The sequence below is a fragment of the Streptococcus mitis genome, assembly GCF_023109515.1.
Taxonomy (GTDB): Bacteria; Bacillota; Bacilli; order Lactobacillales; family Streptococcaceae; genus Streptococcus; species Streptococcus mitis_CS.
Window position 1 is genome coordinate 54,753 of sequence record NZ_JALDUM010000002.1, and the last position, 14,332, is coordinate 69,084.

The 14,332-nt window shown below is 38.7% G+C and carries 10 protein-coding genes and 2 pseudogenes; all 12 read right to left on the reverse strand.

Annotated elements, in window-relative coordinates; genetic code table 11:
- On the reverse strand, positions 1–2,353 hold a 2,353-nt coding region (locus tag M1G05_RS05910; protein WP_247953343.1), incomplete at its 3' end, for a Rib/alpha-like domain-containing protein.
- Between the two features lie 480 nt (positions 2,354–2,833).
- A pseudogene (locus M1G05_RS10110) lies at positions 2,834–2,890 on the reverse strand (MiiA motif-containing surface protein); the annotation flags it as partial.
- Positions 2,891–2,946: 56 nt separating this feature from the next.
- Complete coding sequence (locus M1G05_RS05915) at positions 2,947–4,611, reverse strand: hypothetical protein (protein WP_247953344.1); 1,665 nt, start codon at positions 4,609–4,611, stop codon at positions 2,947–2,949.
- 453 nt (positions 4,612–5,064) lie between these two features.
- A pseudogene (locus M1G05_RS05920) lies at positions 5,065–5,831 on the reverse strand (transposase).
- A 237-nt stretch (positions 5,832–6,068) separates the two neighbouring features.
- On the reverse strand, positions 6,069–6,263 hold the full coding sequence (locus tag M1G05_RS05925; protein ID WP_000469564.1) for a hypothetical protein: 195 nt from the start codon (positions 6,261–6,263) through the stop codon (positions 6,069–6,071).
- Positions 6,264–6,815: 552 nt separating this feature from the next.
- On the reverse strand, positions 6,816–7,208 hold the full coding sequence (gene rpsI, locus M1G05_RS05930; protein ID WP_000075975.1) for a 30S ribosomal protein S9: 393 nt from the start codon (positions 7,206–7,208) through the stop codon (positions 6,816–6,818).
- A gap of 18 nt (positions 7,209–7,226) precedes the next feature.
- Positions 7,227–7,673, reverse strand: coding sequence for a 50S ribosomal protein L13 (gene rplM / locus M1G05_RS05935; RefSeq protein ID WP_001044624.1), 447 nt, complete (start codon positions 7,671–7,673; stop codon positions 7,227–7,229).
- A gap of 215 nt (positions 7,674–7,888) precedes the next feature.
- Positions 7,889–9,088: an ABC transporter permease gene (locus M1G05_RS05940; RefSeq protein WP_247953345.1), complete on the reverse strand. Its 1,200-nt coding sequence runs from the start codon at positions 9,086–9,088 to the stop codon at positions 7,889–7,891.
- Complete coding sequence (locus M1G05_RS05945; protein ID WP_084930414.1) at positions 9,085–9,978, reverse strand: ABC transporter ATP-binding protein; 894 nt, start codon at positions 9,976–9,978, stop codon at positions 9,085–9,087. The genes M1G05_RS05940 and M1G05_RS05945 overlap by 4 nt, the downstream gene beginning before the upstream one ends.
- A gap of 235 nt (positions 9,979–10,213) precedes the next feature.
- The gene (gene pheT, locus M1G05_RS05950) at positions 10,214–12,619 is read right to left on the reverse strand and encodes a phenylalanine--tRNA ligase subunit beta (protein ID WP_247953346.1); all 2,406 of its coding nucleotides are present in this window, start codon (positions 12,617–12,619) and stop codon (positions 10,214–10,216) included.
- A 76-nt stretch (positions 12,620–12,695) separates the two neighbouring features.
- The gene (locus M1G05_RS05955) at positions 12,696–13,205 is read right to left on the reverse strand and encodes a GNAT family N-acetyltransferase (RefSeq protein WP_000619948.1); all 510 of its coding nucleotides are present in this window, start codon (positions 13,203–13,205) and stop codon (positions 12,696–12,698) included.
- Positions 13,205–14,251: a phenylalanine--tRNA ligase subunit alpha gene (pheS, locus tag M1G05_RS05960; RefSeq protein ID WP_031237702.1), complete on the reverse strand. Its 1,047-nt coding sequence runs from the start codon at positions 14,249–14,251 to the stop codon at positions 13,205–13,207. Before pheS ends, M1G05_RS05955 begins: the two co-directional genes overlap by 1 nt.
- Positions 14,252–14,332 lie beyond the last annotated feature (81 nt).

A 14,332-nucleotide genomic window follows, 5' to 3' on the forward strand; every position in this document is an offset into this window, starting at 1 on the left:
CTTTGGCTTTTGGTTCTGATCCGTTATCTACCGTTTGCTCTTTGGCTTCTGGTGTATACGTTTCGTCTTCGCCTCTGACATTGACCTTCACTTGTACTTCTTCACTTGTTCCATCTGGGTAGTGGACAACGACTGTTCCATCTACTTTTCCTGGTGTTTTGACCGCTGTGTTCGGTGGTGTGTTGTCTTTCCATGTGAAGGTTGTTCCACTTGGTAATCCTTCTACATTACCAATGCTGTCTTTGGCTTTTGGTTCTGATCCGTTATCTACCGTTTGCTCTTTGGCTTCTGGTGTGTTCTTCGTACTCATTGAAGAAATAGTAATTTTCGCAATTTTTTCTTTTACGTTTCCTGCATTATCTTCTGCTCGAATTGTTAATGAGAACTCTTTTGACTGTGTTCCTGTTGGTAGTTTTTCTACTCCTTCTTTTCCTGCTTTGAATTTAATAGAATTTGTAGTTTTATCATATTCTAAGTAATCAGGTAACCCTGTAACACTAACTGATTTTATTCCACTACCATTCGCATTATCTTCTGCTCTTACTTCCATATTTGGTAAAGTTTTGTCTAAGGCAGTCATTTCCCAGTTTGTATTTTCACCTGGTGCTGAGATAGTTGGTTTCGTTACGTCTTTTACTTTTATCGGAATCTTAACTTCGTTTACTGTTCCATCTTTAAACGTAACTGTCGCAGTAATGTTTTGACTTCCATAATTTACTGTGTTTATTTTTGGTGCTGTTACTGTTGAAATTTTGTCAGTTCCATTAACGTTCCCTACTTTTGAAGTTGCCGACACTACTGTTTTTAATCTATCATTAGATACCTGATCATTTTGATTAACTTCGATTTCAGTTGCTGCAAGATTATATTCATCGCTTAACTTACGAACACTTACAGTTACATTCACGGTATCTTTTGAAGTATCTGGATAAGTGACTTCTACTACCCCAGATTTGTCGCCAGGAGTTGATGTATCTGGTTTTGTTTTCCAAGCATATGTTGTTCCTGCTGGTAATCCTGTTTTATTAACACTTGCTTCTGCGCTTGGTTCCTCTTTATAGCTAACTGTTTGTGTTTGTGAATTTGCAGTTGCTGTGTATTTGAAAGTTTGCGGTTTCCACACAAAACGAACACGTCCTGGTACTCCATTATCATTCGCATGACCTACATGTTCATAATTCGTATTACCACTTGGATCTTCTGCATATACATAACGGGTAATAGATTTTTCACTTGTGTAAGGTTGATTATTAATATTTCCACTTACTGTAATCGTAGCAGGTTGAGTGTTTGTTGCAGTTGTTTCTGATTTAATACTATTTGTTCTTAGATATAAACCATCTGAGCTTCCTCCACCTAAATAACTAGTATCTTCTTGTCCTAATCCTTGTCTATTATCTGCTGCGAAGGCTAAATATGCATTCGAGATTTTCCCAGAATTATCTTTTACTTTAATAGTAATATTATTTTCTTCATGTGAATAGACATATATTTCTTGTTTACTAGTATCACTATAAGGAATTTCTACTGTAGGTTTGATTTTATCTTTTGAATCTACTAATTGCGTACCTGATATTTGATGACTAAATCCAGAGATAGGATCTGTAACAGTCGCCGTTCCATTTGTTGAAACCTCAACAGTTTTACCTTTATTTGCTGCTTGGACTTTATCTTTTACCTCTTTAATTTCTGCTGGTGTTAATTTTGTCACCTTTGTAACAGGTGTGATAGCTGGTACTACTGGTGTAAAATCTTTATATGTAACCAGTTTTGGATCACTAGGTTGAGAAATATTACCAGCCTCATCAATTGCTTTAGCTATAATGTTTCCGGCTGGTAAATCTAGAGTTGGTTCGATTGTTACCTTCCCTCGCTCATCAGTAGTTTTTTCTCCAATCTTTCGATTTTTAGAATCGAAGATTTCTACTTTTGCTTTAGGTTCTGAACTAATAACAATCGGCATTCTAGTTCCAGCTTTTTCTAATAATGGGGTTTCTATAATCGGTTTTGATGGTGCTGTATTATCTAAAATAACATTACCATCTAATCTAGCTTCACCTTTTTGTATTGATCCTTTTCCTTGGTGATTGTATGTAATGTTGCCGTTATTAGCAACTGTTACTTCGGCCTTATTAATACCAGGATTAGCTTTTTCATAAGCAGCTTTAACTCTTTCCTTGTCTTCTGGGGTTAAATTATTTACATTTTTAACTGGAATTTTTTCAAATCTATTTGATAATACATATTCATTTACTTCATTAGAAGATCGGATTCCTGAGCTTACTGTTATATCTTTATTTTCTGCTAAAACTTGAATTCTATCTAAAACTTCAAATCTATTTCCGGCAGGCAACCCTAACGTTATACTTCCATTTGAATTTTGTGTGATACTTACATTTGCTGCATTTTCAAGAGTTCTATAACGACCATTCGCTTCTTTTTCAAGTTTAACTTTTTTACCTTGAACAGTTGCAGTAATAATATCCGTTCTACCATTTGGAGTTAAGGTTACGCTAGTTGCACCGTGTGAAGTTTGTTGAACATTAATATCATTTGGCCTTGGTACAGTTGCTTGTTTTACAACACTCGGATCTGTAATATTGTTTCTGTTATCTATGGCTTTCGCGGTTACATTCCCATTTGGAATTGGGCGTGTTGGATTAATAGTTACACGTCCGTTTAAATCAGCTGTTCCTTGACCTAATTCTGCTCCTCCATGGTCATATAATTTTACCGTCGAGCCAGGATCAGCAGAAACAGTTATCGGAGTATTAATATCTGCCTTATCTGTTAATGACGTCTCAATAACCGGTCTTTTTTGAATTGTATAGGAAGAAGCTACTTTATCAATTGAATTATCAGGATAAGTAATTATAACATTCCCTTTTTCATCTACAGAATACTTCGCACTATCTAAGTATGCTCTGTATGCCGCATCTGTATAAGTTACATTATTTTTTTCTTAATTGCTGCTATAATTTTATCTTTTTCGTATTGACTTACATTATTCGGATTTTCTACTGTAATCTTTTCGTCTATAGATATATCATATTTTTTTGCTAATGAAAGAACAGTAATATCCAATTTAACTGATTTAGTTACTGAAGGGTTATCTCTACTAATTTTCCCAGCTTTTGCTTTACCAATCACAGCATACACAAATCCACTAGTCCCTTCTGGTTGATCTAAACCAATTGTTCCCTTGGTATATGCGGTCATTTGATTTGTCTTATCTGTACCAGCTGAGGTTCTAAATTGTCCTGTATGATTTAGCCATTTTACTGAATATGGATCACTTGGTATCCAGAATTTCTCAACAGCATTGGACGCTGCTTGAATTGTAACATCAACATAATCACCTCTATAGGCAATTATATTAGTCTTATTTATTAAAATTTGTGTATTTGTAGGTTGAGACGGTTTCTCATGTCTTGCAGGTCCCTCACCAGTTTTTATGCGAGTCACATTTACTGATACACTTTTTTCTGACTCTTGACCTCCTACTGTCGCTGTAGCTTTAATTGCTCCTTCTGGTAAACTGTTTCTAGGATGAACAACTGCAATTCCTTGTGCATTTGCAACTGCTTCACCGATTAAGATATCATTGCTATCATACAGTTTAACAGTTGAACCTGCTGGTGCATTTACCGTTACATCGGAAACACTGCTAGCTTTACCATTAAGATTATTTTGAATACTTGGGACTGGTGTTGTTGAACTTCTATCGGCACCTGTTACTCTAAACCCACTCTCACCATTCCCATTAATCGGTTGTCCATTTCGTGGATCACGTTTACCAGAATGAGCTCTTGTCATGCGATTGGCTACTTTATTTCGAAGACGTGTGACTTCTTTAAGGAGCGACTCTACCTCGCCCTCCCTGTTACTATCCTCAGAACGTTTTTCAGCTGTTTTAACTAATTCTTTCTCAGCATCGCTGAACTCATAATTTATTTGATTAGCTAAACTGTGAATTTCATTTACAGTTTCTGTTACTTTTGTTATTTTTTCTTTGCTTAAATCTGATTTCTCTTCTTTTTGAGGCTCAGTTTTTTCTCTAGACTCTGAGGCTTTTTCTTTTTCAGGTTTATCCTCTAATTTTTCAAAAGATTCTTTAAGAGCTTTCTCTTCTTTATCTACCTCTTCTTGACTTACTGTCGGACTTTCCATCAGTTGTTGTGCGCGCGACAAAGAAAGATTCAATTTCTCTACTGAATCTATAGTTTTTTTGCTTAAGTCTATATTCTTAATTTTTTCTATTAATTCGATTAAAGATTGTTTATTAACCTCTGTTTTAGCTACATCCTCTTTTTTATCGAGCTCATCAGATTTTTTTGATAATGGAGAAGTGACTCCCAAATTAATCTCATTATCTTCCTGCTTAATTACTTCCTCTTTAGGTGTTTTACCTTTATCCCTATCATCTCCATCTTCTGCCGAGTTCATTGATGTAACAACTGAAGATGCCACTTCATCTGCTCTGACAACTTGTGTTTGTTGCAATCCTATTGCACCAGTTGCTAAAAAAAGAGTACAGCCAAAAAGAAAATGCTTCCCTTTTTTTACCATTCTCCAATTCTTTTGATTTATTCCTTTACGATTAAATAACATAACAGAAACCCCTTAATAAAGCATTAATTAATACAGTTCATTATATCAAATTATTCAAAATTACTCTACCCTTTTCTTCCATATTTTATTTTAATTGATTGAATTTAGAGTGGTAAACTGCAACTTCTAAAATATTGCTAGAAATTTATTTGAATTTCCCAATCAGTTTATTCATATTTTACTTCATTCCACTATAATTCTGTAGAGGTTCTAGTATTGATACCGAAGCAGAGTCACAAAGTATTAATTAAATATATTTTTAAGTATAACTTAACATTACTCAAACCCACTATGAATACATTAAATTTATAAAATGTAAACTAGCCCCCACTCCCAAATCTCTCCTCTAAAGAAACACCTTTTTACGTATACCGCTTAGCATAATTATTGAAAAATTCTATACTATTTATCGATTTAATACTTTATGAAATATTCAGAACCTAGATTGTCAAATTAAGTTAGATTTTTCATGTAACTCAGAAAAACTTGGTATGGTATTTGATAATTCAAAGACTTTTTAGGAATTCTATTTCTTTTATCAGTTTAGCTGATAAATAATTTTGAGAAATATCAGTAAAATCCATTTGTTTCGGTAGTCTATTTCGTCTTAATAATCCATTAGAATGTTCATTGAGACCTCGTTGACTAGGACATCCTAGATACGCAATGAAAATATCAATGTCATGTGCTAAGACAAGTGTCACAACGTCATTCAGAATATAGCCTGATAGAGTGACCAACAGATGTACTTTGAATCCTCAAAACCAACGGTACTTAGAGAAATTGTAACCAATGTCGCCTAGTTCATGGAAAATACATGCTCAATGATTACGAACAGGTTGACAAAGTGATAATGAAAAACTATCGATGATGACAATGCTATTTTGAGAAAGTTGAGTATTCATGGCTTGTCGAATGATTTGAACTAATCAAATCAACTGTCTTAACCGTCGATTAAATCGACTTCTTTCAGGGAGACACCCACAGGGAAAGAGTTGGCATATCCGATAGAAATGACGAAGATGATTTAATGCCTAGTTCAGTCTGTAAAATAAACAAAACTAATAAAGACTGATCTGAAACCTTAGACAAGCTGATATTGTTACGATATTTGTAAGATTCGGGACATTGTTCACTATATAGCTGAAGACAAATTTTGATAATTGTTTCAAAGTCCATTGCAAGTGATGAGATTTACCTGTATATTGTAAGTCGCTCATTGGGGCTAACCTCCTGTTTGTTTCGACACTTACAGTGTAGTCCTTTTGAGCTTTTTATTGTATTTTGAAAGTAAATAGCACCACGAGTATAATTTATTAAAATCAATTATTGGCTTGTTGTTATGGCATTCAAATTAATAACTCGGAGTTTGGGGATTCCTCAAAATTCAAATCACCCCAAAAGTTAGATTTTTTCTGTCTAACTTTTAGGGTGCAGTTCAATTTAACCGCGTTTCCTTATTTTAAAATCCTCATATGTCTTTCTTTTTTATGATTAGCATCGTAGTATTCCAGCATCGCATGATACAAACGAGCCTTCGTTTTATCTTGTTGTTTAATTCCATGAAGAAATAATTCTGCTCGCTTTAATTTCAGTATGTATTCGCATATCTGATCAAAATCCTTGTCCATATTACTTTTGAAAATAAACATCTTTTTCCTCCATCACATCAACTATTTTTTGCATCAAAATAGACATATCCATTTTATTCTCATAGCTTATTCTCCCAACTACAGTTGTAAGACGGGCTATAGAATTGATATTCTTTCCGACTTGTTCCAACTCTTCTGTTAAAGGAACTAAACTTTCAGAGGTTATCAGAAGGTTATCACAAAGCTATACGAGCTTAAAAATCGACAAAAAAGAGTTTGGGACAAAAAGATTTTTATTTTAGGAATTCTTTATTATAAATTTTAAAAATCGATAGATTAGACAAAAAAAGCGAACAAGACAGAATTCTGAGTGTCAGATAACTCGTTTTGTTCGCTTTTTATATTTAAGGTTAGACTTTTGTCCCAGACTCTTTGAAACATTGATATAATCGTATTGATTAACGTTTTGAGGCAACTGGCCTTGTCCGGTTGCAGCCACATTTGTAAGCGACTAAAGTCACCACAACTGTGTCAATTGCACCAATTTATCAAGAAAGTACAAAAAAGAACACCCCGAAAGGTGCTCTTTGTAAGTATAGTAATTCTTTCGAATTAACGTTTACTAAATTGTGATGCTTTACGAGCTTTCTTAAGACCTGGTTTCTTACGTTCAACTTTACGTGAGTCACGTGTAAGAAGTCCTGCGCGTTTCAATGAATCGCGGAAGTCTGGGTCTACTTGAAGAAGGGCACGAGCGATACCGTGACGGATAGCTCCTGATTGACCTGCGTATCCACCACCTACAACGTTAACGAAAACGTCGTATGAACCTGCAGTTGAAGTAACTGCGAATGGTTGGTTGATGACAAGACGAAGGTCAGCGTGTGGGATGTACTCTTCAACATCTTTTTTGTTAACAGTGATTTTACCAGTTCCTGGAACAAGGCGAACGCGTGCAACAGCGTTTTTACGACGTCCAGTACCTGTATATTGTGCTTGTGACATACTTTATTGTTCCTTTCCTTAGATAAGTCCTGAAATATCAAGAACTTCTGGTTGTTGTGCAGCGTGAGTGTGCTCAGCTCCAACAAATACTTTCAACTTCATACCTTGAGCGCGTCCAAGAGTATTGTGTGGAAGCATACCTTTAACTGATTTCTCGATCAAACGTACTGCATTTTTAGAACGAAGTTCACCTGCAGAGATTTGTTTCAATCCACCTGGGTGGTTTGAGTGAGTATAGTAGATTTTATCAGTTGCTTTTTTACCAGTCAATTTAACTTTTTCAGCATTGATAACAATTACAAAGTCACCTGTATCAGTGTGTGGTGTAAATGTTGGTTTGTTTTTTCCGCGAAGTACGCTAGCAACTACTGCAGAAAGACGTCCAAGTGGTACATCAGTTGCGTCAACTACGTACCATTTACGTTCAACTTGGCCTGGTTTAGCCATAAATGTTGTTTTGTTCATGATTTCTCCTATATATAGTTCGATTTTTGTTTACGGTGATGGGTGTTCCTTCCCATCGAAAAGTATTTGGAAGGTTCCGGGGCCTTTCAAATGGGGTAAACAATACCGCCTACTATCATACCAAATTTCACCCCTAAAAGTCAATAGATATGAAAAATATTTTTCTGAATTCCACTCTTTTTATCTCTAAAAAACCTCGCTTTCGCGAGGCTCTTCTATTTATAAGATAAGGCACGTTTAAAGGTTTTCCAAGGACCTAAATCATCTGTCTGCAAAACGAGACTAGCATACATACGTCCGATAAAGACTGTTGCAGTTACTGCAAAAGCAATCGTAATCGCAAGCGAAATCCAAGCTTCTAACCCATTTGCATAGCCATTAATGGCTCTAAATGGCATGAAGAAGGTCGAAATAAAGGGAATATATGAACCAATCTTCAAGATGAGATTGTCACCAGCTGCACCTAGAGCTGTCACTCCAAAAAAACCACCTATAATCAAAATCATCAAAGGCGACAAGGCTTTTCCTGCATCCTCAGGACGAGAAACCATAGAACCTAGGAAGGCTGCTAAAACAACGTACATAAAGAGGCTAACCAAGACAAACAATAAGGTGTTGAGCGAGAAAGCCTCTCCTATATGGTTTAAAATACCAGATTGTGCTAAGATTGGTAGGTCTTTAAAGAGAAGAATGGCAGCAATTCCACCCACGACGTAAATGCCAATATGGGTCAAAATCACAAGAAGCAGAGCCAGCATGCGAGCGTAGAAATAATGACTAGCTCGGATACTAGAGAAGACCACCTCCATGATTTTGGTTCCTTTCTCGCTAGCCACTTCCTGAGCAGTGACACTAGCATAGGTAATCAAAATCATATAAAGGAAGAAACCAAGCCCTGCGGCCGCAATGGTTTGAACAATTTTTTTGTTTTCCTTAGATTCATCAATCTTCTCAGTAAAATCAACGGTTTGACTCAGGCGTTTTTCCTGTTCTTGAGACAAATTAGCTGCCGAACGATTGAGTTGGTATTGCAGTTCATTTAGTCTATTGGTTACAGCTAGTTTGATGCCACTTTCAAGAGAGGTTTCACCATGATAGACGGCCTTGATGACGCTGTCCTCTTGGTCGACGGTTAGGTAACCCTTGATTTTCTCATCCTTGATAGCAGTTTGGGCACTGGCTTCATCCTTATAATCAAAGTTGATACCATTAGTACCCTTGAGCCCTTCTTCCACAGATGGCACTGTTGTTACTACTGCTATCTTGCTATTCTTGGCCATAGAAGACCCTTGGAGGTAGCCAATTCCTACAGATAAGGCTAAAAAGAGGAACGGCGAAATCACCATAAAGAAGAAACTCCATGACTTAACATGTCGAAGATAGGTTTCCTTCATTACAACCCACATATTTCTCATACTTCCACCCCTGATTCTAGTTTAAAGATTTCATCAATTGTTGGCGCTTGCTGGTCAAAGGTTGCGATGTATTGCCCCTGAGTCAAGATTGGGAAGAGTTCCCTTCCAGCGCTCTCATCCTCTAAGATCAATTTCCAACTGCCTTGTTTGGTCAAACTCACCTGTTTGACATGAGGAAGATTTTCCAATTCTTCCTTACTTCGTTCACTTGAAACAAAGAGACGCGTTTTCCCGTATTGATTGCGGACATCCTGGACCGGCCCATGCAAGACCACACGGCCATCTCGAATCATGAGAATATCGTCACAAAGCTCCTCGACGTTGGTCATGACATGGTCAGAAAAGATAATGGTTGCTCCGCGCTCTTTTTCCTGAAAGATGACTTGCTTGAGCAATTCAGTATTGACTGGATCCAAGCCACTGAAAGGCTCATCCAAGATAATCAAGTCTGGCTCATGAATCAGAGTAATGATGAGCTGAATCTTCTGCTGATTTCCTTTTGACAGGCTCTTGATTTTATCTGTCAGCTTTCCTTTCACTTCCAACCTCTTCATCCATTGAGGGAGTTTTTCCTTGACTTCCTTGGCATCCATACCTTTTAGAGTCGCCAAGTAGCGAACTTGTTCAAGGACTGTCAATTTAGGCATGAGACTGCGTTCTTCAGGCAGATAGCCAATCCGAGTGTAGGTCTCTTGACGAATATCCTGACCATCTAGACTGATTTCTCCTTGGTATTCTAAAAACTTCAAAATACTGTGGAAAATCGTTGTCTTCCCAGCACCGTTTTTCCCGACTAATCCCAAAATACGACCTGGTCGCGCTTGAAAGTCAATACCAAACAAAACTTGCTTAGGTCCAAAACTTTTCTCTAGACTTCTTACTTCTAGCATCTTTCACCTCCGAAATGTCTTGCACTCATTATACTCCTTTTTGATAGCATTTACAATGATTTCTGTCCATTTTTATCATCCTCATTTTAGTAAAAAATCTTAGGGTACTTTGAGTTATGAGTACATTATACACTGGTAAACTCCAATTTATCTTCTCTGTTCCTCAACTGTCTATTTTTGATCCTGAATTGTTATGTGAAAAGCAAAAATCCACCCCAAAGGATGGATTGATACTTTAACGCACTTCTGCATTCACTTTTTCTTCGAGAGAAGCTTGGATTTTTTCCATATAGCGTGCGACTTCTTCGTCAATTAAGCTGTCTTCTGGATTTTGGAAGGTCAAGCTATAGGCCATTGACTTCATACCAAGTCCCAATTTCTCACCTGAAAAGACATCAAAGAGTTTGATATCTGTCAAACGTTTCACACCGGCAGCTTGGATAGCGTCCACAACTTCTTGGTGAGTCACTTCTGCCTTAAGGAGAAGGGCAACGTCACGGCTGACTGCTGGGAATTTCGTGATTTCCACAAATGGAGCAGCAGGTTGAAGGGCTACTTCGATGGCTGAAAGGTTGAGCTCAGCCACATACGTTTCTGGAATATCGTAGGCCTTAGCAGTGACTGGGTGTACTTGACCAAGGAAACCAAGGACTTGGTCACCAAGTGAAATCATAGCTGTACGTCCTGGGTGGAGGCTTGCAATTTCAGCTGTAGCTGTATAGGTCACTGCAAGTCCCAAACGAGCAAAGAGGGCTTCAAGGATTCCTTTAGCATAGAAGAAATCAACTGGAACTGCTGCTGTTTGGAAATCTTTTTCAGCAACCAAGCCTGTCAAGGCAAAGGCAAAGCTGTTGATCTCATTTGGAAGTTCTTCTTTCGGATTACCTGTTTGTTCAAAGACTTTTCCAATCTCGTAAAGGGCCAAGTTTTTATTCTTACGAGCTACGTTGTAGGCCACCGTATCCAAAATACCTGAGATCATATTTTGACGGAGGACAGAACGATCCACTGTCATTGGCCACATGAGTTCTGTAAGGTTACTTGGTTGAGCTGTAAACTCAACTGCTTTTTCAGGAGTTGTCAGAGCATAGGTAATGATTTCTGTTAAACCTGCTCCTTCAGCAATCGTACGAACTTGACGGCGAAGTTTTTGTGTCACAGTCAATTCACCAGCTGTTCCATCGTCTTTTGGAAGACTAGTTGGCAAGCGGTCATAACCATAGATACGAGCGATTTCTTCAAAGAGGTCTGCTTCAATAGTGATATCCCAACGACGACGTGGTACGCTGACTGTAAAGCTATCTGCATTTCCAGAAAGGCCAAAGCCAAGACGACGGAAGACATCTTCTACATCAGTGTATGAAAGCTCCGTACCAAGGACGCGGTTAACGTCTGCAAGGGTTGAAGATACTTCTACATCTGCAGTGTCAAGCTCACCTGCTGAAACGATGCCTTTACGTACAGTAGCACCAGCAAGTTCTGCAATCATGCTAGCTGCCGCATCAAGGGCTTCATTGACTGTTGCCACATTAATGCCTTTTTCAAAGCGAGAAGACGACTCAGAACGAAGATTCAAGCGACCGCTAGTTTTACGGATAGATTTGCCATTGAAGACAGCAGCTTCAAGGACAACGCGACTAGATTTTTCAGAGATTTCTGTTGCTTGACCACCCATAACACCTGCAAGAGCTACTGGCTTGTCTGCGACAGTGATGACTAGGTCATTCACGTCCAAGTCACGTTCTTCATCGTCCAAGGTCACCAATTTTTCACCAGCACGCGCTTCACGCACACGAATGTCATTTCCTTCAAAAGTGTCCAAGTCAAAAGCATGCATAGGCTGACCAAAGTAAAGCAGGATGTAGTTGGTCACGTCCACTACGTTGTTAATAGGACGGATGCCTTCGTTCATGAGAAGGTTTTGCAACCATTGTGGACTTGGTGCGATAGTCACATTATCCAAGATACGAGCGGCATAGTAAGGCGCTTTGTCTGTCTCAATGCTGACAGAAAGGGCATCTGCCGCAGCTTCATTAGTTTCTGTTAGAGTAAATTCTTTAAAGTTGACTGCCTTATCATAAATAGCTGCCACTTCGTGAGCCACTCCACGCATAGAAAGGGCATCTGCACGGTTGGGTGTAATAGAAAGTTCGATGATTTCATCATCCAAGTCTAGATATGAGAAGACTTCCTCACCTGGAACGGCATTTTCTGGCAAGATTTGGATGCCATCTGCGAATTCCTTTGGCACAACTGAGTCAGAAATTCCCAATTCACCAAGTGAACAGATCATTCCAAGTGACTCAAGACCGCGGATTTTCCCTTTTTTGATCTTGTAATTGTCAGCGATGCGAGCTCCTGGAAGAGCCACCATAACCTTGATACCAGCACGCACATTCGGTGCACCACAGACGATTTGACGGGCTTCTTCTTCGCCAACGTTAACCTGACAAACATGGAGGTGAGTTTCTGGCACATCTTCGCAAGACAAGACCTCACCGACGACAATTTTTGAGAGACCAGCGGCCGGTGATTCGACACCTTCTACCTCGATCCCTGTAGTTGACATTTTTTCAGCCAACTCTTGTGATGGAACATCAATGTCCACCAATTCTTTTAACCATTTATAAGATACAAGCATAATTTAGTTCTCCAGAATGACAGTTGCCACTCTAGTTCTTTTCCTTTCCTATCATTTCAATAGAAGAATCATCTTCTTACCTTAATTTCTTTCTCAGTAACCAATCCGTATCTACTTTTTGACCAACCATAAAATGATGTTGGCTAAATTTTTCAAAACCATATCGATTATAAAACGCTTGAGCTTTTGTATTATGCTCCCAAACACCTAACCAAGCCCAGGAAAAACTATTTTTGGTAGCAAGTTCAAGAGCAAATTCAAACAGTTGCTTACCGAGTCCAAATCCTTGGAATTTTTGTAGCACATAGAGACGTTGAATTTCAAAAGCATCCTCTAATTCTCTCTCAGTCTGAGCACTTCCCCAGTTGACTTTGAGAAAACCAGCTATCTCCTCTTCATGCATAATGAAATAGGTTTCGGATTCTGGATTTTCCAACTCAGTTGACAAAACTCTCAGACTATAAGCCTCTTCAAAGTATTCCTGTAACTGCTCTTCCGTATTATCATGAGCAAATGTTTCACGAAAGGTTTGTTTGGCAATTTTAGCCAACACCTCAACATCTGCCATTTCTACTTTTCTAATCATTATTTAAACTGTTCTGAGAAGCGGACATCTCCTTGGTAGAATCCACGGATATCGTTGATTCCGTAACGGAGCATAGCTACACGCTCTTGTCCAAGACCAAAGGCAAATCCAGAGTAAACAGTCGCATCGATACCACTCATTTCAAGGACACGTGGGTGAACCATACCGGCACCCATAATTTCGATCCAACCTGTTTTCTTACATACGTTACAGCCTTCTCCACCACACTTGAAGCAAGAAACATCCACCTCAACAGATGGCTCTGTGAATGGGAAGTAAGATGGACGCAGACGGATCTGACGCTCTTCACCGAACATTTTTTGCACAATCAACTGAAGGGTTCCTTGAAGATCAGCCATAGAGATATTTTTCCCAACAACCAAGCCTTCAATTTGGTGGAACTGGTGACTGTGGGTCGCATCGTCTGTGTCACGACGGAACACACGCCCTGGTGAGATCATTTTCAAAGGACCTTTAGAGAAATCATGGGCATCCATAGCACGCGCCTGAACTGGAGACGTGTGAGTACGTAGCAAGATTTCTTCTGTGATATAGAATGTGTCCTGCATATCACGAGCTGGGTGGTCTTTTGGAAGGTTCATACGTTCAAAGTTATAGTAGTCTTGCTCCACTTCAAAACCATCCACGACTTGGTAACCCATCCCAATGAAAATATCTTCGATTTCTTCACTGGTTTGTGTCAAAACGTGACGGTGACCAGTAGCAACTGGGCGACCTGGAAGCGTCACATCGATACTCTCGCTAGCCAGTTGAGCTGCGACTTTCTTTTCTTCCAAGAGCTTAGCTGTTTCTTCAAAGGCTGCTGTCAAGACATCACGAGCTTCATTGACGTGTTTCCCAATGATTGGACGCATCTCAGCAGAAACATCTTTCATCCCTTTGAGGATTTCAGTGAGCGAACCCTTTTTACCAAGGACAGAGACACGCAAATCTTGCATCTCTTTTTTATTTTCAGCAGTAATCTGCTTCAAGCTAGCCAGCGTTTCTTCACGAAGCGCTTTTAATTGTTCTTCAATAGTTGACATAATTCCTCCATCAGTCGCTTATCAGATAAAAAGAAAACCACATGCCAAAAACTCCACTCGGAGCGTTGACACGCGGTACCA